The sequence below is a fragment of the Actinoplanes sp. NPDC049598 genome, assembly GCF_040675435.1.
Classification (GTDB): domain Bacteria; phylum Actinomycetota; class Actinomycetes; order Mycobacteriales; family Micromonosporaceae; genus Actinoplanes.
Map to the genome: position 1 here is coordinate 418,239 of NZ_JBFAOX010000004.1, position 24,862 is coordinate 443,100.

Sequence of the window (24,862 nt, forward strand, 5' to 3'; positions counted from 1 at the left end):
GGGCTCCCGGTTCCGGCCGGGGGACGACGGAGGACGCGCATGGAAGACAACGTTGTCAATCTAGACGAGCAGCCCCAGCTGAGGCGTAGGTCGATTTTGGCGGCCGCCGGGGTCCTCGGGCTGACCGGTGGAGCGGTCGCGGTGACGCGGGGGGATTCCGCCCGGGCGGCGGCCGGTGTCACCAAGAAGATCACGATCTACGCGGAAGCGTTGCCCGGCAACCAGTTCGGCTACGGCCTGACGCCGGGCGGGGCGACGATCCCGGGGCCCATCCTGGAGATGTACGAGGGTGACACGCTCGAGATCACTCTGGTCAACACGACCAACCAGCGGCTGAGCATCCACCCGCACGGCGTCGACTACAGCACCGACTCGGACGGGGCGCCGTTCAACGCCTCGTACAACGAGCCGGGCGAGACCCGGACGTACGTCTGGCGGTCGCACGAGATGACCGCCACCAGCGGGCGGCGGTTCATGCCGGGCAGCGCCGGCTACTGGCACTACCACGATCACGCGATGGGCACCGACCACGGCACGGCCGGGCTGATCCGGGGCCTCTACGGTGCGCTGATCGTCCGCCGGCGGGGCGACATCCTGCCCGACAAACAGGTCACGGTCGTCTTCAACGACATGCAGATCAACAACAAGCTCGCACCTAACACGCCGATGTTCGAGGCCAACCTCGGGCAGCGGGTGGAGTGGATCGCCATCGGGCACGGCAACTTCTTCCACACCTTCCACCTGCACGCGCACCGCTGGGCCGACAACCGCACCGGCATGCTCGAGGGCCCGTCCGACCCGAGCCAGGTGATCGACAACAAGGACCTCAACCCGGGCAGTTCGTTCGGCTTCCAGGTCCTCGCGGGCGAGGCGGTCGGGCCCGGCGCGTGGATGTACCACTGCCACGTGCAGTCCCACTCGGACCAGGGCATGGCCGGCATCTTCCTGGTCCGCAACGCCGACGGCAGCATGCCGCCCGGCGCCCAGGAGGCGATCGACCGCTTCCAGGGCCACCAGCACAAAGCAGCAGCCACAGCGCAAACCCACGCACACGGAGGGAGTGGGTCATGAGGCGTGCCGTAGCCGTGACCCTGGCCGCGTTACTGACCATCGGGGGAGCGCCCCCACGAGAAGCCACAGCCGCGGCAGCGAAAGCCGCGGCACCGGCGAAACCCAAGGTTCTCGTCTTCTCGGGCGCCGCGGAAGCGCAGCAGGACCCGGTGACCCGAGCCACGCAAACGATCAAAGAACTGGCCGGTGAAAGCGGGCTCGACGTCACCGCGACGACCGATGCGGCCACCTTCACCGCGGGCGGCCTGGCGGCGTACCGCGCAGTGGTGTTCCTGTCGGCCGACGGCGTGACCCTGAATCCCGGCCAGGAGGCCGCCCTGAAGGGCTTCGTCAACGCCGGCGGCGGGTTCCTCGGCATCGGCGACGCGGCCCGCGCGCAACTCGACTCGAGCTGGTTCACCGGTCTGATCGGCACCCGCCCGGCCGGCGCCATCCCGGTCTCGCACCCGGTCGCCAAGGTCACCGCGAGCGGCGAGAACCCGCCCAACGAGATCAGCTCCAAGCTCACCGACGGCGACCCCAACACCAAGTGGCTGGTACGCACGGCGACCGGCTGGGTCACGTACGAGCTGGCGGCCCCCGCGAAGGTCACCGGATACGCGCTGACGTCGGCCAACGACTTCGACGGCCGTGACCCCAAGGACTGGACGCTGCAGGGCTCGGCCGACGGCCAGACCTGGACCGACCTCGACCGGCGGACCGGCCAGACGTTCCCGGAGCGCTTCCAGATCCGCCGCTTCAGTGTGGCCACCCCGGCCGACTTCAAGTTCTACCGGCTGAACATCACCGCCAACAGCGGCGAGCCGCTCATCCAGCTGGCCGACCTGCGGCTGTTCACCGGCACGACCGAGACGCCGGCCCCGCCCGCGGTCAACCGGGCCGTGGTCGACATCCTCGACCGGCAGCACCCGGCCACCAAGGACCTCGGGCTGACCGTCACCCGCGAGGACCGGTGGAACAACTGGGATCCGAGCCCGGTCGGCACGGTGCACACCCTCGCGCAGGTCGAGGAGCGCCACTACAACCCGGGTCTGGGGGCCAACGGCCCGTTCCACCCGATCTCGTGGTGCCGCGACTACGACGGCGGCCGGTCCTTCTACACCGGCATGGGGCACACCGAGGGCTCGTACGGCGAAGCGGCCTTCCGCAAGCACCTGACCGGCGCCCTCGGCTGGACCAGCGGCATCGTCCGCGGCGACTGCCAGGCCACCATCGCCTCGAACTACAAGGTCGAGCGGCTCACCGCCGCCAACAAGACCGGTGAGCTGGACCAGATCGGCGAGCCGCACGGGCTGACCATCACGCCCGACGGCACGGTCTTCTACGTGGGCAAGGCGGCCTGCCCGAGCGGCCCGGTGGTCAGCTGGGACGACCCCAACGTCGGCCTGGGCTGCGGCACCATCCACTCCTGGGACCCGGCCACCAAGCAGGTCAAGTTGCTGACCACGCTGCCGGTCATGGGCAACCGGGGCAGCGGCGACGAGCTGGTCAAGAACGAGGAGGGCCTGCTCGGCATCGTGCCCGACCCGGCCTTCGCGCAGAACGGCTGGCTGTACGTGTACTGGATGCCGCACTCGTCGATCGACCGGGTCAAGCGGATCGGTCAGCGGACGGTCTCCCGGTTCACCTACGACAAGGCCGCGCAGACGATCGACCAGAACACCCGCAAGGACCTGCTGCACTGGCCGGTCCAGATCCACAGCTGCTGCCACGCCGGTGGCGGCATGGCCTTCGACGCCCGGGGCAACCTCTACGTCGGCTCCGGCGACAGCAACTCGTCGGGCGGCTCGGACGGTTACTCGGGCAACAACTGGACCCAGGAGTACGCGGGCACGTCGTTCCAGGACGCGCGGCGCACCGCCGGTAACACCAACGACCTCAACGGCAAGATCATCCGGATCCACCCGGAGGCCGACGGCACGTACACGATCCCGTCCGGCAACCTCTTCCCGCCCGGGACCGAGAAGACCCGCCCCGAGATCTACGTGATGGGCGTGCGCAACATCGCCCGGCTGCAGATCGACCCCAAGAAGCAGTGGCTGACCGCGGGCTGGGTCGGCCCGGACGCGTCCTCGCCGAGCCCGGAGCTGGGCCCGGCCAAGTACGAGACGGCCACGATCATCACCGAGGCGGGCAACCACGGCTGGCCGTACTGCATGGGCAACCGGCAGCCGTACCGGGACCGCAGCAACACCGACGCCAAGGTCCTGACCGGCTGGTACGACTGCGACAACCCGAAGAACGAGTCGCCCCGCAACACCGGCCTGACCGACCTGCCGCCGATCAAGGACAACATGATCTGGTACTCGCCGGACGGCGGCGGCCCGGTCTTCCCGCCCCGCGACGCGAGCGGCATCCCGACGTACAAGGCGGCCGACGCCACGTACACCCAGCCGTATCTGCGCGGCGGGGGCCAGGCCGTCATGTCGGGCCCGACCTACCACCGCGACCTGGTCGATCCGAAGTCCACGGTGGCCTGGCCGTCGTACTGGAACGACAAGTGGCTCATCGGCGACCAGTCGAACTCGGCCAACCGCGTCGCGGTCACGGTCGACCCGGCCGGCGTGCCGCAGCAGAAGCCGCCGGCGTTCGCCGAGACGCTGCGGGCCATCATCCCGTCCGGCGGCGGCGGCACCCAGCTGCAGTCCTGGATGGACGCCAAGTTCGGCCCGGACGGCGCGCTCTACCTGCTCGACTACGCGGGTGGCTTCTTCAGCCTGCACCCCAACCAGAAGCTGATCCGGATCACCTACCAGGGCGGGGCGGCCACGCCGGCTCCGGCCGCGACCGCGGTGGCCGTGCAGGACAAGCCCCTGACGTACGCCTTCACCGGCTCGCGCTCGGGCGGCCTGAGCTACCAGTGGTCGTTCGGGGACGGGGGCACCTCGACCGAGGCCAACCCGCGGCACACGTACGCCCGGGTCGGCACCTACACGGCGACACTGAAGATCACGTACGCCGGGGGTGAGACCGCGACCGTGACGACCACGGTGACCGTGGGCTGCGCGGTGCCGGACACCTCCACGACCGTCCGTCTGGACGACGTCGACTCGGGTGTGCCGAACCGGGTCGTGGGCAACGGTTGCACGATCGACGACCTCATCGACGACGAGAGCACGTGGCCGTCGCACGACGCGTTCGTCCGGCATGTGAGCGCCGTCATCGCCACCCTTTCCCTCAACAGCCGCGAAGCTGGAGCCCTGACTCGGGCCGCGGCCTCGTCGCCGATCGGCCGGGAGGGGCACACCGGTTACGTCTCCCTCTACAACGGGACGCCGGAGTCGCTGACCGACTGGGCCCAGGCGCCGACCGGGCAGTTCACGATCCAGCCGGACGGGTCGCTGCGGCCCAGCGGCGGGCTCGGGATGCTGTACTACACCAAGCCGTTCAAGGACTTCTCGCTGACGCTGCAGTTCCGCGACGTGGCGCCGGGTGACGCCCGGGGCAACAGCGGGGTGTTCACCAGGTTCCCGGACCCGCGGATCCCGCTGGAGCAGCGGCCGGCCGGCAGTTGCGGCACGGTCGGCTCGGCCCGCACGTCACAGGCCTGGGTGGCCATCTACTGCGGCCACGAGATCCAGATCTACGACGGGGAGGGGAGCGAGCCGCAGAAGACCGGCTCGATCTACAACTTCGACCCGAACCCGCTCTCGGCGGCCCGGGTCACGGCGAAGAACGTGTGGAACCGGTACGAGATCAAGGTCGTCGGCCAGCACTACACGATCATCCGCAACGGCACCGTCATCAAGGAGTTCGACAACACCCCCGGCAAGCAGTCCTCGCGCGCCGGTGACCCGCCGACCGACCTGCGGCAGTTCGCCGAGGGCCTGATCGGCCTGCAGAACCACAGCGACACCGACCTGGTCGACTTCCGCGACATCCGGGTGCGTGCTCTATGAGGAAATTCCTACTGATCCTGGCCGCGCTGATGCTGCTGTCACCGGCAGCACCGGCGGCCGCGGCCCAGACCCTGACGTGGACCGCCGACGGCGGCATCACCGCCTACAAGTCGGCGCCCACCCAGGCGGCGGCCGGCGAGACCACCATCGTGTTCGAGAACAGCGAGGCGACCGGCAACACCGTCGGGATGCCGCACACGCTGACCTTCGACACGTCGACCGAGGGCTACAACCACGACGTCACGCTGAACATCCTGGCCAATCCGTTCGACGCCGAGGGCGGCCGGCACGAGGCGACAGTGACGCTCACCCCGGGGCGCTACCGCTACTTCTGCTCGATCCCCGGGCACAGCTCGATGGTCGGCGAGTTCGTCGTCACCGACGGGCCGGGAACGCCAGACACCACGCCGCCCACCGTCACAGCGACGGCGGCCGGCTCGCGCGATGCCAACGGCAGCTACATCGGTACGGCGACTGTCACGGTCGCCGCGTCCGACAGCGGGTCGGGCGTCGACACCGTCGAGTACTCGCTCGATGACGGCGCATTCCAGCCCTATACCGCACCCGTGGCCGTGACCGCGGTCGGCGCTCACACGGTCCGCTACCGGGCCACGGACAAATCGGGCAATGTGTCGACCGTCGGTTCGATCGCGTTCACGGTGGTGGCGCCGGAGCCGGATGAGGACGTCACGCCGCCGACGGTCACCGCGCAGATCGCCGGCGACCGCGACGGCGACGGCAACTACGTGGGCACGGCCACCGCCACGCTCACGGCGTCCGACGCCGACTCGGGCGTGGCCCGGATCGAGTACTCGCTGGACGGGGCGGCCTTCGCGGCTTACACCGCACCGGTCGTCGTCACCACCCCCGGCATGCACATGCTGCACTTCCGGGCGACCGACAACGCCGGCAACACCTCGGCCGAGCAGATGTCGCACTTCACGGTGGTGGAGCCGGAGGAGCCCGACACGACTCCGCCCACGGTGACGCTGTCCGTCGCGACGGCCGTCGGCCGGGCCACGGTGACCGTGACCTCCTCGGAGGAGGGCACGATCCAGTACGCCCTCGACGGCGGCGCCTGGACCGCTTACAGCGCACCGGTCGTGGTCACCGGCGTGGGCGAGCACACCGTGCGGGCCCGGGCCACCGACGCCGCCGGCAACACCTCGGCCGAGGAGTCCGAGACATTCACCGTGACCGCGCCGCCGACCGGCGACTGCCCGGTGCCCGACCCGCGGGCCACGGTGGTCATCGACGGCGACGACACCGGGGTGCCCAACAAGGACACCGGCAACGGCTGCACCGTCAACGATCTGGTCGCCGAGCACGGCGACTACCCCGACCACGCCGCCTTCGTACGGCACGTCGAGACCGTCACCGCCGCCCTGGTCGCCGGCGGCACCCTCACCAAACGGCAGCAGGGCACGATCGTCCGCGCGGCCGCCCGATCGGACATCGGCTCGTGAAAGGGACTCCCATGAAACGACTTCTGGCCGCAGTCACCGTTCTGTCCACGGCCGGCGTTCTGGCCGCCGCCCCGCCCGCCAGCGCCGCGCTGACCACCTACTGCGTCGGCACCGGCGGCGCCGTGACCGTCCCCAACGACCTCTACGTGCCGGCCGGCGAGTCGTGCGCGCTGACCGGAACCATCGTCACCGGCAACGTCAGCGTCGCCGCCGGCGCCAACCTGGTCGTCACCGGCGGCCGGTTCGCCGGGGACGTGCGGATCGCCGGCAACGGCTACTTCGACGCCTCCGACACCACTGTCGCCGGCCCGGTCGTGCTGGCCGCCGGCGGCTACGGCGTCTTCCTCAAGGACGCCGCGAGCGGCGCCGTCACCGTACGGGCGAAGGGCACCACGACCGTCGACAGCTTCCTGTTCGTCGAGGGCAGCAGCGTCACCGGCAGCGTCAACGTCCAGGCCGGAGAGGTACGCCTCGACGCCGGCTCCGAGGTGTCGGGCAACGTCAGCAGCACCGGCACGTACTACACCGACGTGCACGACTCGTTCGTCGACGGCACGCTCTCGGTGCTCAACAGCGCCACCGGCAGCGTCGTCTGCGGCAGCTCGGTGCGGGGCAAGGCCACGTTCGCCGGCAACCTCGGCGGCGTGCAGCTCGGCCCGAACGGCCCGCTCGACTCCTGCGCCTCCGGTGGCTTCTTCGGCAAGGACGTGAGCGTCACCAGCACCACCGGCGGCGTCACGGTCGACGACAACATCATCGACGGCGCGCTGACCGCCACCGGCAACACGCCGGTGGCCCAGATCGCCGCCAACAACCGCATCCGCCGCGGCGTGGTCACCGACCCGCCCGCGGCGGCCGCGGCCCGCTCGGCGGCCCGTCCGGCCGCCCCGCGCACCGACGACACGAGCAAGGCCGACGAGCGGCGCGCCGACGCCGTCCAGGAGGCCACGGCCGCGGGCGCCGCGGATCTCTGACCGTTCCCGTGACCGGCCCCGGACTCCGTCTGTCCGGGGCCGGTCCCTTTCCGGAGTCGGCCCGTGGCGGAGTTACGACATGGCGCAACGGCGCCATCCGCCTGTCCGAGCAGGCCACATAGCCTTGGCTCGATGGGTTTGCGGCGCGGTTAACAAGAGCGTGACAAACCGGATTTATCGTCACCGGCATCAAGGTCGGGAGGCGGGGGCATGACGGACGGTTCGGTCCCACCGATGGCCATCGGCATCGCATCGTCGCCGGATGGCCGCAAGAAGCTGGCGCAGTTGCTCGACGGCGCGGAGACGGTCGTCATCGTGTCCACCATCGACCAGGCCCGGCAGTTCCTGGACGTGGTGGCGCCGCCCGTCCCGGACCAGACCCGGTCCGGGCTGCGCATCGACTCCGACCGCCGCGTGCTCTGCTGGCAGGACCGCGAGGTCGCGCTCACCCCGCTCGAACACGACTTCCTGCGCTGCCTCGTCGGAGCGCCCGGTCGCGTGTGGACGTACGAGAAACTGCATCTCGAGGTCTGGGGCAACGAGCACGTCGGGCGCGGCTCCGACATCCACTCCACGGTCCGCCGGGTGCGCGGCAAGCTCGCTCGGCTCGGCGTGGCGGCGACCATCCACGCCATCCGCGGCGTCGGGATCCGCTTCGCTCTCAAATAGCGGCCGGCCCGCCTGCTCATCGCAGAGGGGCCGGCCGGATCGGGGGATCAGCAGCGCACGGGCAGGAGAGCGAAGTTCTCCACCTTCGGCGTCGCCGGGTCGAGCTTCGAGGTCCGGGCCTGCGGCTTCCAGCCGTCCTTGGCGGCGATCAGGGTGAGCGGGTTGTTGCGCTTGTCCAGCCAGTACGCGTACCGGCCCTGGGCGTCCGTGGCGAAGGTGAGCGACGTCGCCCACGAGTCCACCTGGACCGTGGCCCCGGCCAGCGGGGTGCCGCTGCCACCGGTGCAGGAGGCTCCGGTGACCGTGCCCGTCAGCTTGGCCCACGTCTTCGGGGGTGAGGCGATCAGGCTGACCTCGACCGGCGCCACCGCGTACGGCGTGTTCTCCTTGATGGTGACCAGGCCGGTGTAGGTGCCCGGCTGGTCCACGGCGGCGGTGAGGCCGACGCTGACCGTCACCTTCCGGCCGGGGGCCAGGGTGACCGGCGGCTGGTCGACGGTCAGCCAGCTGACGTCGCCGCCCTCGGCGCACTCCTCGAGCCCGGGCAGCGCCTCCCCGCTGGTGGTCGCGTTGAACGACCCGGAGGAGCCGCCAACCTTGTAGAAGCCGCAGGCCGCGGCGCCGCGGTAGCGGGCCGTGTTGGCGTTGGGCAGCGCGGCCCAGGCGCCGGCGGCCGGGTCGTAGGCGAAGCCCGCGTTGGTCACCGCGCCCGCCTGCGAGCCGCCCACGACGAGCAGCTTGCCGTTGGCCACGGCATACGAGGCGGCCCAGTGGTCGGCCGGCGCGTCGGCGATCGGGCTCCACGTCCCGGCCGCCGGGTCGAAGGCGTAGCCGGCCTTCTGCGAGGCCGAGCCGTCGTTGCCGCCGGAGCAGTAGACGGCGCCGTCGACGCCGCCGCACGAGGCGAAGGCCACCGACTTCGGGTAGTCGGCGAGCGTGTCCCAGCTGTCGGCGGCCGCGTCGTAGCGGACCACACTGTTCGACATCGGCAGGCAGTTGGCCGTGGTGCAACCACCCACCGCGTACAGCTGGCCGTCGATCACGGCCTGGCCCGCGGCGGACCGCGGGGCCGGGTTGTCGGCCTTGCGGGTCCACGTGTTCGCCCCCGGGTCGTACGACCAGGTGGCGGCCTCGGTGCCGGAGGCGCCCCACCCGCCGGTGGCGATGATGCGGCCGTCGACGACGCCGACGGTCAGCGCCGAGCGGGCCTCGGGCAGGTCGGCGATCGGCGTCCAGGCCTGGGTGGCCGGGTCGTAGACGTAGCTGGCCCTGGTCGAGGCCGACCCGTCGGTGCCACCGATCGAGTAGACCTTGCCGTCCAGGTTCACGACCCGGTTGTCCATCACCTTGTTCGGATATTCGGCGAGATTGGTCCACGGCTCGGCCAGCGGGCCGTCCGCGGCCGGCGTGGCGGTGGCCGCCTTGCCGGACGGCTTGGCCGCCAGCGACGTGGCCACGCTCAGCCGCTGGGCCGGCGCGCCCGCCGCGGCCAGGATCCGCTCGCGGCTGGCCCGGGAGCCGTCGGCCTTGAGCATCTCGAAGCCGCTGTCCCGCTCACCGAACTCCACCGCGACCGGCTCGGTGCCGGTGTTGGTGACCGTGAACTTCTTGGTGGCCGTGCCGTCGGGCAGCCGCAGGCTCGCGCTCAGCGCGGCCGGGGCGACCGTCAGGCGACCGGCGCCCAGCTCGAAGGCGGCCGGGGTGACCCAGTCGGCCTCGACGTCGACGGTCGCGCTGTCACCGGCGTAGCTGCCGGCCTTGGCGTCGAACGTGCGCGGGCCCGTCCGGGCCGACAGCAGCCAGAAGAAGCCGTCGGCCAGCCCGGTGTCGTCCGGCGTGGCCACCGTCGTCGCCGACGAGGCCGGCGCGTCCTTGCTCGTCACGGTGGCCCCGTTGACGTACCCGCCGGTGTTGGCGTCCTTGACGTGCCCGGCGACCAGGCCGGCCTCGGTCGGCTCGCACCAGATCCGGGTGCCGATCAGCACGTTGTCGACCGCCCAGTACCAGGCGTAGGCGCCGTCGACGTAGTGGAACCGGACCTGGACCTTGGCCTGGCCCGCGGCCTGCGGAACGGCGATCTCGGTGTGCTTCGGCCCGGGGACGCCCTGCGTCTGCGACAGCACCGTGACCCAGGTGGCGCCGCCGTCGACGCTGAGCTCGACATCGGTGCGCTCGCTGCCGTACTGCCGGAAGTCCTGATCGAAGGAGATCACCGGCGCGGTCACGCCGGTCAGGTCGACCATCGGGCTGACCAGCGACGTGTTCTGCGTGTTGCCGCTGCCGTACTTGTCGCTGTCGATGATGGCGAACTTGCCCGCGCCACCGGTGAGGTTGCCCCGGTTGCCGTCGTCGGTGAACTTCCAGACCTGGCCGTTGCCCTTGTGGTCGACGACCGACCAGCCCGCGGTGTCGTCGAAGGTGGTGTACGCCCCGTCGGTCGCGGTCTCGTAGCCGGGTGCGGTCTCACAACTGGTCGCCGCCACCGGCACCGCCACGTTCTGCGTGACGTTCTTGGCGCCGACCACGACGTCCTTGGTCACGGTCTCGTAGCCCGGGTACTGCGGGGTGAAGGTCAGCTTGTACGTGGCCCCGGCCGGCAACTTCACGCTGTAGCGGCCGTTGGTGGGCGTCGTGTAGTCGGAGACGCCACCCGGCCCGGCCACGGTCACCTTCGCGTACAGCGGCCATCCGTGCCCGGAGCCGTCGGTCACCGCGCCCCCGACACTCACCGTCGGCACGGCCGTCAGGGCGACGTCGGCCGTGCTGGTCTGCCCGGCCGTGACAGTCAAGGTCAAGGACTTCGGGCCATAGCCGTACGCGGTGACGGCCGCCTGATACGTGCCGGCCGGCAGCCGCGCCGAGTAGGCGCCGTCGGTCCCGGTCGTCACGGCCCGCTCGGCCGCGCCGGTCAGCGTCAGCGCCGCGTTGGCGATCGGCGCGCCGGTCGCCGCGTCGGTCACCTTGCCCGCCAGGGTGCCGCTGTCACCGGTCGGCGCGCCGGCCACCAGCGCCAGCGCGTCGAGCCGGCCCTCGCCGAACACGTTGTTGTCGTCGGTGGTGCCGCCGCACTGGGCCGAGCCGGTGTCGGTGGCGGTGTCGTCCAGCAGCGCCTTGGTGCCGGCGATGTCGCCGACCAGGGCCGGGGCGGCCGACCAGACGAGCGCGATGGCGCCGGCCAGGTGGGGCGCGGCCATCGAGGTGCCGCTGATGCTGTTGTAGCCGTTGCCCGGCCAGCTGGACCGGACGTTCACGCCGGGGGCGGCGATGTTCGGCTTCAGCTCGCCGTTCTGCCCGGCGCCGCGCGACGAGAAGTCGGCGATGACGTTGTTCACGTCGTACGCGCCGGCCGAGTAGTTGGCCGTGAGGCTGCCCGGCGACCCACTGGTCGTACAGCCGGGTCCGATGTTGCCGTTGGACCAGACGCCGAAGATGCCGGAGGCCTCCCAGGCGTCCGTGACGTCCTGCATGAACGGCTCGGTGGAGGGCGCCGTGGTGCCCCAGGAGTTGTTGATGATGTTCGGGCGCTTGCTCGCGTCCGGGTTGGCCCCGGTGTGGTCGGTCGGCTCGAGCAGCCACTGGCCCGAGGAGATCAGCGCCTCGTCCGACGGGCAGCAGCCGTTGGCCGCGATCCAGCGGACGCCGGGCGCGACCCCGATGTCGGTGGCGCCGGCCATCGTGCCCATCGTGTGGGTGCCGTGGCCGTTGGTGTCGCAGGGCGCGCCGCTGCTGCCGCAGGCACCGGCGGCGTCGAACCAGTTGTAGTCGTGGGTGAAGGTGCCGTCGCCGTTGTTGCCCCGGTAGGAGCCGACCAGCTGCGGGTGGTCGAACTGGACGCCGGTGTCGATGCTGGCCACCGTGATGCCCTCGCCGGTCACCCCGTACCGCGACCAGACGTCGTCGGCGTTGATGTTCGCGACGCCCCACTCGACCGCGTTGACGGCCTTCTCGGCCGTGCCCTCGCTGACCTTGGGGACCTCGATGGCCACGGTCGGATAGAGGCCCTCGACCTCGGCGTGGGCCGCGAGGCTCTGCACCAGGCCGGCCGAGCCGCCGCTGACCTTGATCGCGTTGGTGGCCCAGAAGGCCTGGTACTTGGTGCCGTCCCGGTCGAGCTCGGCCCGGACCGCGCCCTGGCTGGCGGACGCTGCCTTCTTCAGGGCGGCGGCCACCGCCGTACCGCGCTCGTCCCAGTCCTTGATCTTGCTGGCCGCGCTCAGGTCGGCGCGCCCGGCGAACCTGACCCAGAAGTCGCCGCCGCCCCGGGCCGCCATCTGACTGGCGAGCTCCGGCCGGATCTTGTCCTTCGGGGCCGCCTGTACGCCCCCGCCGCCCACGACCAGTCCGGCCCCGGCGACGATGATCGCCAAGCCCGCACCGATCAGGGATCTGCCTCGTGCCATGCTGTCTCCTTCATGGAGTCCCGGGCGCCGGACGGATCACGCCGGTCGCCTGCACAGCACGCTAAGATCCACAAACTTCGATGCTCAAGACGCGGGGTGAGCAATCGGCCGTCAGCCGATCAGCAAATTGCGTCGAGCCGTTTCAGAGACCCTCGCCGACCATTTTGGCCGCGGCCTCGGCGAGGTCGGTGCCGGCCACGCCGGCCCGGGTGCACAGGGCCAGGTACGCCTCGTCCGGACCGCAGCCGCCGGCCATCGCGATCAGCTGGACCGCCAGCCGGATGGTGGCCCGCACGTCGAGGGCGGCGGCGTAGCCGGCCACCAGCTCCTGCCCGCCCGGGTCGAGCTCGGCCAGCCGGGCCTCGTCGACCTCCTCCTGCTCCTGGGTGAGGTGACCGTGCACCAGGCAGATCCCGGCGATCAGCGGGGCCATCGCCACCCGGTCCCGGCTGTAGACGTTGAGCACGGCCACGGCGTCGCCCCGGCCGGCGAACAGCGGCACCGACACCGAGGCGTGCAGACCCAGCCGGGGCGCCTGCTCGTGGAAGCCGGGCCACAGCACGGTCCGGTCGATGTCAGGCACCCCCACCGGGGAGTTGAGGCTCAGCGAGTCGACGCAGGGGCCGGCGCCCTCGCGGTACTGGACCTCGTCGACGGCGCGGATCAATTCGTCGCTGACGGCCACGGTGATGTGGGACCGGCCCTGCAGGGCGGTGATCGACGTGTAGTGCGCGGCGGCCACGCGATCGGTGGTGAGCTGGGCGACGGCCGCCAGCTGCCGGGGCACGCTCGGCGCGTGGTCCGGGGTCGCCGCCAGGGTGGTGATGGCCGTGGCCAGGGGGCCGTTCACCGGGAGTGCTTACCCCGGACGGGTACCGATAAGCCGACCCTTTTGCCGCGTTTGTTTAGATAATGGGCGGGTACGCGGCGGACATGCTCTGGTACGAGGAGCGCCACACGGTGGCGGTGTCACCCTGGATGTTGCCCGGCACCGGCGGCGGAACGCCGTGCTGGCAGGCCGCCTCGCCCGGCGCCCAGGTCGCGGCCGTGATCAGCGGCGCGTCGGCCTGGTTGGTCGTGACGCTACCGGGCCGGTCGCGGATCGCCCTGCGGGTGGCGTACTGCCCACGCGGCCACCCGCGCCTGGCCGCGGCCGACCGGGCCGGGGACGGCGCGCGCCTGCAGTTCGAGTCGGCCATCGGCGTCTTCCGGGCCGAGATCGGCCTGCCCGGGCCCGAGGGGCGGCCGCTGCACGTGACCACGGCGCTGAAACCGCACGTACCGCTGGCCATGCCGTTCTGGCCCCGCGACCTGGCGGTGCTGGGCCAGGGTCGTGTTTATCCGCGTCCGAGCGGCTTGCACTTCAGCGTGACCGACCCCGGCCGGGACAGCGTGCTCTATGCCCAGAACCTCGGGGCGCTCGGCGACTACGCCCGCCGGACAGGCACCGACCTGACCGGCGCGGTCGGCGGCGTCTGGCCCGAGCTGGGGCTGGCGCTGCCCGGCTCGGCCGACGGTTACCTCGAACCAGGGCGCGAGACGGTGCTCTCGGACGCCTACCTGGCCTTCGCGGCCGGAGTGCCCGACGGCGAAGAGGCGGCGGCCGCGCAGTTCCTCTCGCTCGAGGCCCTGATCACGGCCGCCGTCTGATCTTTTTTGTTTAGTACGACCGGCGCAGGACCTGCAGGCTGTGCGCCAGCATCGGCACGGTGCCCTGAGATTTCACGCTGGCGTCGGCCGAGTTGGCCAGCAGCGGGTCGGCCGTGTCGATCACGGTCTGCCAGCTCTGGCCGTAGACGGCGTCGGGCAGGGTGAACTCGGCGTCCTCGGGCGACGCGTTGAACAGCAACAGGAACGAGTCGTCGACGATGCGCTCGCCGAGCGCGTCCGGCTCGGGGATGGCCTCGCCGTTGAGGAAGACGACGATGGCCCGGGCCGCCTCGGCGCCCCAGTCCGGCTCCCGCATGGGCTCGCCGTCGTGGCGCAGCCAGGCGATGCCGGGCAGCTGCGACTCGCCGGCCGGCTCCCCGGTCACGAAGCGCCGCCGCCGGAAGATCGGGTGCTCGGCCCGCAGCCGGGTCAGCCGCCGGGTGAAGACCGTCAGCACGTCGTGCTCGCGGGCGTCGGCCCAGTCGATCCAGCTGATCTCGTTGTCCTGGGCGTACACGTTGTTGTTGCCGCCCTGGGTGCGGCCCAGCTCGTCGCCGTGCACGACCATCGGCACGCCCTGGCTGAGCAGGAGCGTGGCCAGGAAATTGCGCTTCTGCCGCTCCCGCAGGGTGATCACGGCGGAGTCGTCGGTCGGCCCCTCGGCACCGCAGTTCCACGACCGGTTGTGGCTCTCGCCGTCGCGGTTCTGCTCGCCGTTGGCGTCGTTGTGCTTCTCGTTGTACGACACCAGGTCGTTGAGCGTGAAGCCGTCGTGCGCCGTCACGAAGTTGATGGACGCGATCGGGCGCCGGCCGTCGATCTCGTACAGATCGGAACTGCCCGTGAAGCGCGACGCGAAATCGCCCAGGCTGGCCGGTTCGCCCCGCCAGAAGTCACGCACGGAGTCGCGGTACTTCCCGTTCCACTCGGTCCAGTTGGGCGGGAAGCCGCCGACCTGATAGCCGCCGTCGCCCACGTCCCACGGCTCGGCGATCAGCTTGACCTGGGAGACCACCGGATCCTGGTTGACCAGGTCGAAGAACGCGGCCAGCCGGTCCACCGCGTGAAACTCCCGGGCCAGCGCCGCCGCCAGGTCGAACCGGAAACCGTCGACATGCATTTCGGTCACCCAATAGCGCAGCGAATCCATGATGAGCCGCAACGACTCGTGATGCCGCACATTGAGACTGTTCCCCGTGCCGGTCGTGTCGTAGTAGAACTGCCGGTCCTCGTCGACCAGCCGGTAGTAGGCCGGATTGTCGATGCCCTTGAAAGACAGCGTCGGCCCGAGATGATTGCCCTCGGCCGTGTGGTTGTAGACCACGTCGAGAATCACCTCGATGCCGGCCTGGTGCAGCGCCTTCACCATCGACTTGAACTCCTGCACCTGCCCGCCGTGCCCGCCGAACGAGGCGTAGCCGTTGTGCGGCGCGAAGAAGCCGATCGTGTTGTAACCCCAGTAGTTCGACAGCCCCCGCTCGGTCAGCCCGCTGTCGTGCACGAACTGGTGCACCGGCATCAACTCGACGGCCGTGATGCCCAGCCGCTTCAGATAATCGATCATCACCGGGTGGGCCAGCCCCGAATACGTTCCCCGGACATCCTCCGGAATGCCCGGATGCCGCATCGTCATGCCCTTGACATGCGCCTCGTAAATGATCGTCTGGTGAAACGGAATCTTCAACGGCCGGTCGTTCGCCCAGTCGAAGAACGGATTGATGACCACGGACCGCTGCGCGAACGGCGCCGAATCCCCGTCGTTGAAACTCGACGGATCCCCGAAACGGTACGAGAAGAGCGCCTCGTCCCATTCGACATCCCCGTCGATCGCCTTCGCGTACGGGTCGAGCAGAAGCTTGTTCGGATTGCAGCGCAGCCCGTTGGCCGGATCGTACGGCCCGTGCACGCGATAACCGTACCGCTGCCCGGGCCCCACCCGGGGCAGATAACCGTGCCAGACGAACGCCTCCCGCTCGGGCAGCTCGACCCGCGTCTCGGCGCCGTCGTCGTCGAACAGGCAGAGCTCCACCCGCTCCGCCACCTCGGAGAAGAGCGCGAAGTTGGTGCCCCCGCCGTCGTAGGTGGCCCCCAGCGGGTACGGGTTGCCGGGCCAGACCTTCATCGTGCTCCTTAGTCAGCTTCTCAGGGTCGCCCGCTGGCTACCCCGTTCCCGGGCGATCACTCCTGCCGCGGGTAGGAAAACGGTAGAACCGCTTGGCAAAGTATTCCGATTGGCCACCGGCAAATGCACTCCGGCGCGATGTGAATGAATGTGCGCCGCCCTCATTCACGACCTGGTGATCTTTCCCCGGCGTGGCGTAGCCTTCTGCACCGTCGGGTGAATCAATGGGGCGGCGGGTGCGCAAATTGGACCGGATTCGCGACGCTTCCTTTTCCGACCGACCACGCGTCGACACGGCCGATCCCGGCGAATTGGGCATTCACAGCGCCGGTCCCGTGGCCGGCGGCGAGGACGCGCTGCCGGCCTACGTCAAACGCAGTTTCGATTTCCAGCTGCGGTTGGCGCTGTCGGCCGATCTGCCGGACCGCGGAGCGCTCGTCGTCATGGTCGGCGGGTCCTCGACCGGCAAGACACGGTCGCTCTACGAGGCCGTGCTCGAGCTGGTGCCAAACTGGCGGCTGATGCAGCCGGCCGAGGTGTCCGACCTGCTCGACCTGCTCCATGAGCCACCGCGCTCGACCGTCCTCTGGCTCGACGAGATGCAGCACTACCTGGGTGGCCCTTCAGCGCAGACCGCCGTGTGCGTCACGGCCCTGGTACGAAACGGCAATCTGGTCGTCGGGACCCTCTGGCCCGACCAGTACGCCAAGTGGACCGCCGGCCGTGAGCCCGTGCACAAGCTGATGCAGCGGGCCAGCGTGATCTCCGTACCGGAGTCGCTGGACCGCTCCGAGCAGAGGGAGGCCCGCGGCCTCGCTTCGCAGGACAGCCGCATCCGCGACGCCTTGAGCGTGCGCGACGTCGGCATGACCCAGGTCCTCGCGGGCGGGCCGCGCCTGGTGATGTGCTGGGAACAGCCGGCCAACGCCTACGTGAAGGCGATGATCGCGGCCGCGGCCGACGCCCACCGGCTCGGCGTGCAGTCCCCGCTGAGCGAGGAGCTGCTGGCCGACGCGATGTTCGGTTATCTCCGCCCGCATCAGCGGGTTCGGTCCGCGGAGTACTGGCTGGCGGAAGCGTTGCCGCATGCCACCGAGCGGATCCACGGCGACGTGTCGGCTCTCTACGAGGTCGACGCGGGCCGGCCGGGCACTCTGGCCGGTTACACCATTGCCGACTATCTGGCCGAGCACGTGCGGAGCAAGCTGCGCAGTGACCGGGTGCCGCATGCGGCCTGGCAGGCACTGGTGACCCACCTGCGCCGGCCGGACGACCTCCGGCGGCTGGCGGCCGGCGCCGCCGCCCGGCTGCGCTACCACTACGCCGAAGGCGCGCTGACCCGACTCGCCCTGGAGTTCGGTGACCGCCGGGCCGCGGTCGAGCTGGCCGATCTGCTCGTCCGGCAGGACAGGTTCACCGAGGCCGCCGAGATTCTCCGTCGCCGGTTGACCGGGAGCGCGGAGGACGAGCCGGTCGTCCGCAAACTCGACCACGTGCAGGCCGTGTGGCGGCGGGCGAAAGAGATCCGCGACAGGCCGGCCGAGGTGGCCGAGCTGCTGTTCGACGGCGGCCTCGGCGACCAGCTGCGCCGGGAGGCGGCCGGGGGCAACGCGATCGCGGCCGACCGGCTCGTGGAGCTGCTGGCCGACCGCGGCTGCCTCCACGAACTTCGTTACCGCACCGACCGGCTCGGCGAGCGGCGGGCCGCGGAGGCGCTGGCCGACCTGCACGCGGCCTGGGGCGATGTGGACGAGTTGCGGTCGCGCGCCGCCCGAGGCGACCGCGCCGCGGAACTGCGGATCTCGAAGGCGCACCGCCACGAGAGGGCCCGATTCCAGATCGAGCAGCTGCGGGCGCAGGCCGACGAGGGCCGCGCCGAAGCCGCCCTGCAACTGTGCACGCTGCTCTTCGAGCTCCGCGACGAGGAACAGCTCAAGGTCGAGCTGAACGCCGGCACGCCCGGCGCGGCCGACCGGCTCATCGCTCTTTACACCGCACAGGATCACCCGTCGCTGATCCGGTTACGGGCCTTCGGCCTGGACGCCGACGGACAGCTCGTCACCCAGCAAACACCCCCATGAAAGCACCTGGAGAGGATCTCTGATGGCTTCCGAGCTGGCTGCCGCCGAATACGCGTTCCTGATCCTGCTGAAGGCCGCGGGACGCGAACTGTCGAACACCGAGATGGACAAGCGTTACCGGGTCCGGCTGATCAGCCCGGCCTACGAGAGGCTGAACGCGGCCGGCTACGTCTCCTCCGACACCACCCACCGCCCCTACCGGCACGCCATCACCAAGCAGGGCCTCAAGGTGCTGAGCGTCCCCCTCGCGATCGACGAGGACGGCGCCGACGGTGAGAAGCGCTCGACCCGCGAGAAGCAACTGTGGGCCGCCCTGGTGGCCCAGCAGAACGAGATCGTCGGCCGGCCGGTGGAGAAGGACGAGGAGCCCGTTGATCTCGAGGGTCGCGTCCGGGCCGCCTACGTCCAGCTCGCCGACGGACCCGGGGCCTGGATTGATCTTGCGGTTCTCCGGCCCCTTCTGCCGGACGTCTCGAAGGCCGACCTGGACGAGGCGCTGGTGACGATGCTCGGGTCGCGGGACGTGCGGCTGGAGCCCGATTCGATGAAGCACCGAGTCGACGCGGAGGCGCGGGCGGCGGCCGTCCGGGTCGGCGGCGAAGATCGGCACAAGCTGGCGATCGGCTCGCGATGAACGAGAAGGAGCGCGCCGCCCTCGCCGCACTCAGGTTCAGCTGGGCCGCGGCGCCCGACGACGTGTGGCGCCGCTCGGAGTTCCACGTCGACGGGTTGCACGACGCCGTGGTCCTGGATGTCCGGGAAGGAATCGCCGATGCCCGGGCCAGCGTCGACGCGAGCCCGATCGGCCTGGTCCTGGAAGGCCGGAACGGCACCGGCAAGACCCATCTGCTGGGCTGGGTCCGGGAGCAGGTGCAGCACGAGGGAGGTTACTTCTTCCTGGTCGGGCTGATCGACGGCCGCAATTTCTGGGAGTCCCTGCTCGTGTTCATGCTGGACGGGCTGGCCCGCGAGGTTCCGGGCGGCGAGACGCAACTGCGAATGCTGTTGCGGCGTCTGGCGTCGCGAATCGGGGCGCCGCGGGCCGACCGGCGCTCGGTCATCGGCGAGAGTGAGCTGACCCGGGCCGCGCTGGACGCCTACGTCGCCGGGCTCCGGGAGTTCGACCGGCGGGTGGCCCATGACTGCCGGGACACGCTGCGGGCCCTGGCCTTGCTGGCCTCGGACGACGACGAGCATCAGGACATCGCCGACAACTACTTCGCCGGCGACGACGAGGGGATCACGGGGGAGCGGCAGACGTGGGGCATCCGATCGAACTCGCGGACGCCGCAGGAGGTCGTCGGCGAGATCTCCCGCCTTCTGGCCGTGACCGGACCGTCCGTGATCGCCTTCGACCAACTCGACGCGATGATGGCACAGGCGGCCCTGCAGGACGACCTGATGAAGGTCGCCGCCACGGAGCAGGACGTGCGGGTGTCGTCGATGGTGCTGGGACTGGCCAACGGTCTCACCGATCTTCGCGACAAGACCCACCGGACCCTGACGGTCGTGGCGACTCTCTCGGTGACGTGGGATCTGATCGAGCGCCGCGCCCCGTCGTCCTTCCCGGACAGGTTCCGGCGTTCCATGGCGCTGCAGGGCATCCGGGACGCCCGCGTCGCCCGGCAGATCATCGAGAAGCGGTTCGCGGCCCGTTTCGCCGCCGTGAACTTCACTCCGCCCTATCCCACCTGGCCGGTCCGGCCCGAGGTGTTCCAGGAGGCCTTGGACTACACGCCGCGGCGACTGCTGATCGCCGTCGACCAGCATGTCCGAGCCTGCCTGATCGACGACGAGATGCGGGAACTGCACCACCTCAGCGACGTGCCGGCCAAGGCGCAGGAGGCCAAGGCGCCCGTCCTCACCGCCCCCGTGGTGCCGGAGAGCGAGCTGGCGCGGATCGAAGCGCGCTTCGAGGAGCTGAGACGGAACGCTGACGTGGCCTCGCCGCTCGAGGGCGACGGCGAAGACCGCTTGTTCCCGCCGCTTCTCGCCGCCGGCCTCCAGGCGTGGATCGCCGAACGCGGCGATCGGGGCGAACAGTTCAGCATCGATCCGCCGCCGAGCTCCCGCCCGGACCTGCACGCGCGGCTTCGCCGCGACCTGGACGAGCGCTCCGAACAGGAGCGGGAGCATTCGCCGGATCAGTCGCGCACCGAGGACCAGGTCCACTGGTCGTTCCGGGCGATCAGCAACACCCACCACGGGGTGGCCGCGCTGCACCGTATCCGCCGGGCCCGCACCGCTGCGGGGCTCACGGCGGAGGTTCCCAAGCGGAAGCTTTTCCTTCTGCGTAAGGGAGAATGGAGTCAGTCGGCCAAGACCCAGGAGGTGATCCGGGGGCTGGAACGCGACGGCGGCGTGACGCTTGACGTCGACGAAGCCGACCTCCGGGTCCTGACCGCCCTGCACGGACTGCGAAACGAGAACCCGGCGCAGCTCCACGCCTGGGTGGTCCGTTACCGCCCCTCGGAACAGATCAATCTCTTCAAGAAGGCCTTGGCCGATGCCGAGGCGTGGACCGAGGACGATCAAGGAAGTGCCGAGACGCCACCCGGGAAACCTCCGGCCGGATTCATGATCGGCGACGGGGTGGAGTTGCCGTTGGAGTCGCTGCGGAAGCATGTGGCGATCTTCGCGGCGTCCGGCTCGGGGAAGACTGTTCTGCTGCGGCGGCTGGTCGAGGAGTGCGCGCTGCAAGGTGTGTCGGCCATCGTGCTGGATCCCAACAATGACCTGGCGCGGCTCGGTGACGAGTGGCCCGAGGCGCCCAGTGGATGGTGGCCGGGCGACTCCGAGCGGGCGGCCCGCTACCTGGCCGGGACCGAGCTCGTCACCTGGACCCCGCGGCGGCAGTCCGGCCGGCCGCTCAGTTTTCAGCCGTTGCCGGACTTCGCCGGGGTGCGCGACGACCCGGACGAGTTCGACGCGGCGGTCGATTCGGCAGTGGCGGCGTTGGCTCCGCGGGCCAATCTGATGGGCCGGGCGCGCTCCGTACCGCTGGGAACCGCGGTCCTGCGGAAGGCGGTCGAGCATTTCGGCCGGCGGGGCGGGGGTGACCTGCGGCAGTTGATCGGGCTGCTCGACGATCTGCCGGACGGGGTGAGTGAGCTGGCCGGGGCGGCCAAGATCGCCGCGGATCTCGGGCAGGCGCTCACGGCCTCGATGGACAACGATCCGATGTTCGGGGGGAGTGGGACGCCGGCCGATCCGGGGATGTTGCTGACGCCGTCGGTGGGGAAGCGGGCGCGGATCTCCGTGATCAGCCTGATCGGGCTGCCGGGGGACGATGCGCGGCAGGGGTTCGTCAATCAGATGCAGATGAGCCTGTTCGCCTGGATCAAGAAGCATCCGGCGCGGGACCGGCCGTTGCTGGGGTTGCTGGTGATGGACGAGGCGCAGACGTTCGCGCCGTCGGGGGCGATGACCGCCTGCACGCAGAGCACGCTGGCGCTGGCCTCGCAGGCCCGCAAGTACGGGCTGGGGCTGATCTTCGCCACGCAGGCGCCCAAGAACCTGCACAACCGGATCCCGGGCAACGCGGCCACGCACTTCTTCGGGCGGCTCGGTGTGCCCGTGCAGATCGAGGCGGCCCGGGAGATGGCCAAGGTGAAGGGGGGTGACGTGCCCGAGATCGGCAACCTCACCGCGGGGGAGTTCTACATCGCGCTGGAGGGGGAGGTGCCGGTCCGGACCCGTACGCCCATGTCGCTCAGCCATCACCCGAGCAGTCCGCTCACCGACGAGGAGGTGGTGGCCCGCGCGCGGGGCTGAGCCGTCAGAGGTGCCGGCGCATCAGGCCGGCCAGGTCGGGGCGGCCGATCTCGTCGAGCACGCCCGGCAGGTCGGCCAGCCGGTGCCGGCTGCGCAGCCAGGTCCAGAGCTCGTGCGGCTCGTCGCCGGGGCGGAACCGCAGGGCCACGTACGAGGGCACGCCGACCGCGTCGGCCACGTCCGGCCAGTAGTAGGTCAGCTGGCGCAGGATCTGCTGGCGGACCTGGTCCGGGATCGGCGGATCGGGCGGCGCCGGCGCCGGGCCGAGCAGCCGCCCGAGCAGGGCGAACAGGACGTCGGCGGAGGCCCGGGCGGCGAAGGCCTTGAAGCGGTCGTCCTTGCCGGCGTCCGCGTGGTCGGAGACGCCCTTGGCGACCAGCCAGTGCGGGACCTTCCGGTCCTGCGCGACCGTGGCGATGGTCGCGGCCTCCATGTCCAGGGCGAGGAGCCGGCGCTGGCCCGCCTCGAGCCGGGTCCAGATGTCCCCGGTCGCCATGACGGCGCTTCCGCTGGCCATGGGGCCGGCCTGGACGGCGTACGGCAGCTTCTCCGGCCCCTCGACGTCCATGTAGAGCAGCCGCTGGATGCGGTCGCGCCCGCCCTCGGTCAGCGCGAAGCGGCCGTCGAGCCAGCGGATCAGGCCCTCGGACTCCAGCCGCTCGAGTTGCGCGCCCCAGCCGGTGCCGGGCAGGTAGCGGCGGCGGGCCGCGTGCGTACGGGGATCCTGGCCCTTGTGGAGCGTTTCCAGCACCCAGACCGCGGCCTCCCGGTCGGTCGCCGGACCGTGGCTCGGCAGGGTCGAGGGGGTGAAGTCCTGGACCGCCCGAACCCAGGAGGCGTCCAGGGGGAACTGTTGCGGGTCGGCGAGGAAGGCGCGTTCGGTGTGCTTGCCCTCGTCCCATTCGTAGGCCGGGGCCGCCACGATCACGTCGCCCTGGGCAGTGCCGGCCGGGTTGCCCGCGCAGACCCCGCACATGGCCAGGCAGGCCGGCTCGAGCCGGTCGGTCAGCGTGGTGGTGATCGCGCCGGCGCTGCGGCCGCCCATCCGGACCGGCCGGGCCAGCGCCACCGACAGCCCGGAGCCGAGCCGGGCCACGGAGAACGGCGCCGTCCGGTCGGCGTCCCGCTCCTCCCAGCCGGACAGCCCGGGAGTCGCCCGGGCGGCCTCGTACTCCTCCTTGAGCGCTGTGATGACCAGAACATCGACGCCGGCGCCCAAGGAGAGCCTCCCGTGCCCAGAGAGAAAGCCGCCCGCCGGTCCGCCTACCGGCGGGCGCGGTGACCAGTCTGGTCAGAAGGTCTACCGGTTTTCTTCCGGTCCGGGCGCACGCATGATCGGCGGGTTGAGGGTCCTCTCGGCGCCGGCCCGGTAGAGCGCGGCCGGGCGGCCCACCTCGGGGACGCGGCGCTCGCCCGTGGGCTCGACGAAGCCCGGGGTGTTGGTGATTTTGCGGCTGAAGTTGCGGGGGTCGAGTTTGTGGCCCCAGACCACCTCGTACACGTGCCGCAGGTCGCCCATGGTGAAGGACGGCCCGCAGAAGGTGGTGGCCAGGTTGGTGAACTCGAGGCGGCTGCGGGCGCGCTCGACCGCGTCGGCCAGGATCGTGTCGTGGTCGAAGGAGAGGGTGCCCCGGACCTTGTCCACGGGGGCCCAGAAGGCGCTGCTCGCGTCGGACCCGGCGACCGGCAGCGGCAGGTCCGGCATGATCGCGAGGAAGGCCACGCTGACCACCCGGCCGCGCGGGTCGCGGTCCGGGGCGCCGTACGTCTTGAGCTGCTCCAGGTGGAGGCCGAGGCCGGTCTCCTCGCGCAGCTCGCGGGCGGCCGCCTCGGGGAGGTCCTCGTCGCCGCGGAGGAAGCCGCCGGGCAGGGCCGGCCGGCCGCGGAAGGGCTCGTTGGCCCGGGTGATGACCAGCGCCTGGAGGGCGTCCTCGCGGACCGTGAGGATGGCCAGGTCGACGGCGAGCCGGAGGTAGGTGTGCTCCCGATCGATCATTGGCCGAGCGTACACAAGCGGCCGGCCGACCAGATCTGCTCCAACTCGCCCTTGAAGTGCTGGTACCAGACGTGGTCGCGGCCGGCTTCCAAGGTCAGGGCGGGCTCGGTGCCACCGAGGCTGTGCGAGTAGATCTCGACGTGCAGGCGCCCGTTCGCGGCCAGCAGGCTCACCGCGGGAACGAAGTCGAGCAGGCGTACCTCCAGGTGGCCTTGATCCTCCAGCGAGGCGAGCAGGTCGAGGGTGGGCTGGAGGCGGTGGGCGAACATCGCCGCCGCGTCCGGGGTGGTGCTGCGCCGGGCCGCCTCGGCCAGCACGTCGTCGTGCGGGGCGATCACGGCGACCCGGACCCGGCCGCCGCGCTGCAGACATTCGCGCAGGGCGGCCGCGTGGTTGCGTACGGTCCGGTTGAGGGTCACTCCGACCAGGTCGATCTCGGTGGCGCCGGTCAGGTCGGCGCCGGCGGCCGAGGTGGAGGGGCGCAGCAGGCGGTCGGCGGGCGGGGTCTCCACGAGGTGGCGCCGGGTCAGCTCGACCAGGCCGCCCATCTGGAAGCGGGAGTGCAGCGCGCCGGCCACGAGGACGCCGAGCGCGGCCAGGGTGGCGCCGGAGAGCAGCGGGCCGTCGGCCAGGTCGAGCATGCCGAGCAGGCCGATGGTGAGGGAGAGGGCGAGGGTGGCGATGAGATCCAGGGATTGCCAGATGCGCACCGGGACCGTCCTTGACGTCGGCGACTAGCGGTAGTCCCGACGGTACCAGA

At 70.9% G+C, this 24,862-nt stretch carries 15 protein-coding genes; 9 read left to right on the forward strand and 6 right to left on the reverse strand.

What is annotated here, in order from left to right; translation table 11 throughout:
• Positions 1-39 precede the first annotated feature (39 nt).
• The 5 genes from AB0J66_RS13090 to AB0J66_RS13110 all read left to right on the forward strand — a co-directional run bounded on the left by AB0J66_RS13090 (position 40) and on the right by AB0J66_RS13110 (position 8,079).
• On the forward strand, positions 40-1,071 hold the full coding sequence (locus AB0J66_RS13090) for a multicopper oxidase domain-containing protein (protein WP_364659338.1): 1,032 nt from the start codon (positions 40-42) through the stop codon (positions 1,069-1,071).
• Positions 1,068-4,970, forward strand: a complete 3,903-nt coding sequence (locus AB0J66_RS13095) for a ThuA domain-containing protein (RefSeq protein ID WP_364659340.1) — start codon at positions 1,068-1,070, stop codon at positions 4,968-4,970. The genes AB0J66_RS13090 and AB0J66_RS13095 overlap by 4 nt, the downstream gene beginning before the upstream one ends.
• On the forward strand, positions 4,967-6,436 hold the full coding sequence (locus AB0J66_RS13100) for a chitobiase/beta-hexosaminidase C-terminal domain-containing protein (protein WP_364659342.1): 1,470 nt from the start codon (positions 4,967-4,969) through the stop codon (positions 6,434-6,436). Before AB0J66_RS13095 ends, AB0J66_RS13100 begins: the two co-directional genes overlap by 4 nt.
• Before the next feature lie 11 nt (positions 6,437-6,447).
• Positions 6,448-7,410, forward strand: coding sequence for a hypothetical protein (locus tag AB0J66_RS13105; protein WP_364659344.1), 963 nt, complete (start codon positions 6,448-6,450; stop codon positions 7,408-7,410).
• A gap of 210 nt (positions 7,411-7,620) precedes the next feature.
• Positions 7,621-8,079, forward strand: a complete 459-nt coding sequence (locus AB0J66_RS13110; protein ID WP_364659347.1) for a winged helix-turn-helix domain-containing protein — start codon at positions 7,621-7,623, stop codon at positions 8,077-8,079.
• Positions 8,080-8,126: 47 nt separating this feature from the next.
• Here the strand turns inward: AB0J66_RS13110 and AB0J66_RS13115 are convergent, their stop codons facing one another.
• Positions 8,127-12,479: a S8 family serine peptidase gene (locus AB0J66_RS13115; protein WP_364659349.1), complete on the reverse strand. Its 4,353-nt coding sequence runs from the start codon at positions 12,477-12,479 to the stop codon at positions 8,127-8,129.
• Positions 12,480-12,621: 142 nt separating this feature from the next.
• Positions 12,622-13,329: a GAF domain-containing protein gene (locus AB0J66_RS13120; protein ID WP_364659351.1), complete on the reverse strand. Its 708-nt coding sequence runs from the start codon at positions 13,327-13,329 to the stop codon at positions 12,622-12,624.
• Positions 13,330-13,391: 62 nt separating this feature from the next.
• Between AB0J66_RS13120 and AB0J66_RS13125 the strand changes: the two genes are divergently transcribed.
• Positions 13,392-14,129: a hypothetical protein gene (locus AB0J66_RS13125; protein ID WP_364659353.1), complete on the forward strand. Its 738-nt coding sequence runs from the start codon at positions 13,392-13,394 to the stop codon at positions 14,127-14,129.
• A 10-nt stretch (positions 14,130-14,139) separates the two neighbouring features.
• Here the strand turns inward: AB0J66_RS13125 and glgX are convergent, their stop codons facing one another.
• Positions 14,140-16,251, reverse strand: coding sequence for a glycogen debranching protein GlgX (gene glgX / locus AB0J66_RS13130; protein WP_364659355.1), 2,112 nt, complete (start codon positions 16,249-16,251; stop codon positions 14,140-14,142).
• 311 nt (positions 16,252-16,562) lie between these two features.
• Between glgX and AB0J66_RS13135 the strand changes: the two genes are divergently transcribed.
• Genes AB0J66_RS13135 through AB0J66_RS13145 form a run of 3 tightly spaced genes read left to right on the forward strand, consistent with a single transcriptional unit; the run spans position 16,563 to position 22,106 of the window.
• Positions 16,563-18,332 (forward strand): hypothetical protein, encoded by a 1,770-nt coding sequence (locus tag AB0J66_RS13135; RefSeq protein ID WP_364659357.1) that lies wholly within the window; start codon positions 16,563-16,565, stop codon positions 18,330-18,332.
• Positions 18,333-18,354: 22 nt separating this feature from the next.
• Positions 18,355-18,966: a hypothetical protein gene (locus AB0J66_RS13140; protein WP_364659359.1), complete on the forward strand. Its 612-nt coding sequence runs from the start codon at positions 18,355-18,357 to the stop codon at positions 18,964-18,966.
• The gene (locus AB0J66_RS13145; protein ID WP_364659361.1) at positions 18,963-22,106 is read left to right on the forward strand and encodes a DUF87 domain-containing protein; all 3,144 of its coding nucleotides are present in this window, start codon (positions 18,963-18,965) and stop codon (positions 22,104-22,106) included. Before AB0J66_RS13140 ends, AB0J66_RS13145 begins: the two co-directional genes overlap by 4 nt.
• A gap of 4 nt (positions 22,107-22,110) precedes the next feature.
• Here the strand turns inward: AB0J66_RS13145 and AB0J66_RS13150 are convergent, their stop codons facing one another.
• From AB0J66_RS13150 to AB0J66_RS13160, 3 genes are all read right to left on the reverse strand, one after another.
• Positions 22,111-23,325 (reverse strand): hypothetical protein, encoded by a 1,215-nt coding sequence (locus tag AB0J66_RS13150; protein ID WP_364659363.1) that lies wholly within the window; start codon positions 23,323-23,325, stop codon positions 22,111-22,113.
• A gap of 81 nt (positions 23,326-23,406) precedes the next feature.
• A complete protein-coding gene (locus AB0J66_RS13155; RefSeq protein ID WP_364659365.1) occupies positions 23,407-24,102 on the reverse strand; it encodes an NUDIX domain-containing protein in 696 nt (231 codons plus the stop codon).
• A complete protein-coding gene (locus AB0J66_RS13160; RefSeq protein ID WP_364659367.1) occupies positions 24,099-24,812 on the reverse strand; it encodes a hypothetical protein in 714 nt (237 codons plus the stop codon). Before AB0J66_RS13160 ends, AB0J66_RS13155 begins: the two co-directional genes overlap by 4 nt.
• Positions 24,813-24,862 lie beyond the last annotated feature (50 nt).

What these genes read in the sequence shown, in the direction of transcription:
- AB0J66_RS13110 (WP_364659347.1), top strand. Translation starts at nt 7,621, where the DNA reads ATGACGGACGGTTCGGTCCCACCGATGGCCATCGGCATCGCATCGTCG.
- AB0J66_RS13140 (WP_364659359.1), top strand. Translation starts at nt 18,355, where the DNA reads ATGGCTTCCGAGCTGGCTGCCGCCGAATACGCGTTCCTGATCCTGCTG.
- AB0J66_RS13100 (WP_364659342.1), top strand. Translation starts at nt 4,967, where the DNA reads ATGAGGAAATTCCTACTGATCCTGGCCGCGCTGATGCTGCTGTCACCG.
- AB0J66_RS13090 (WP_364659338.1), top strand. Translation starts at nt 40, where the DNA reads ATGGAAGACAACGTTGTCAATCTAGACGAGCAGCCCCAGCTGAGGCGT.
- AB0J66_RS13095 (WP_364659340.1), top strand. Translation starts at nt 1,068, where the DNA reads ATGAGGCGTGCCGTAGCCGTGACCCTGGCCGCGTTACTGACCATCGGG.
- AB0J66_RS13115 (WP_364659349.1), bottom strand. Translation starts at nt 12,479, where the DNA reads ATGGCACGAGGCAGATCCCTGATCGGTGCGGGCTTGGCGATCATCGTC.
- AB0J66_RS13155 (WP_364659365.1), bottom strand. Translation starts at nt 24,102, where the DNA reads ATGATCGATCGGGAGCACACCTACCTCCGGCTCGCCGTCGACCTGGCC.
- glgX (WP_364659355.1), bottom strand. Translation starts at nt 16,251, where the DNA reads ATGAAGGTCTGGCCCGGCAACCCGTACCCGCTGGGGGCCACCTACGAC.
- AB0J66_RS13145 (WP_364659361.1), top strand. Translation starts at nt 18,963, where the DNA reads ATGAACGAGAAGGAGCGCGCCGCCCTCGCCGCACTCAGGTTCAGCTGG.
- AB0J66_RS13125 (WP_364659353.1), top strand. Translation starts at nt 13,392, where the DNA reads ATGGGCGGGTACGCGGCGGACATGCTCTGGTACGAGGAGCGCCACACG.
- AB0J66_RS13105 (WP_364659344.1), top strand. Translation starts at nt 6,448, where the DNA reads ATGAAACGACTTCTGGCCGCAGTCACCGTTCTGTCCACGGCCGGCGTT.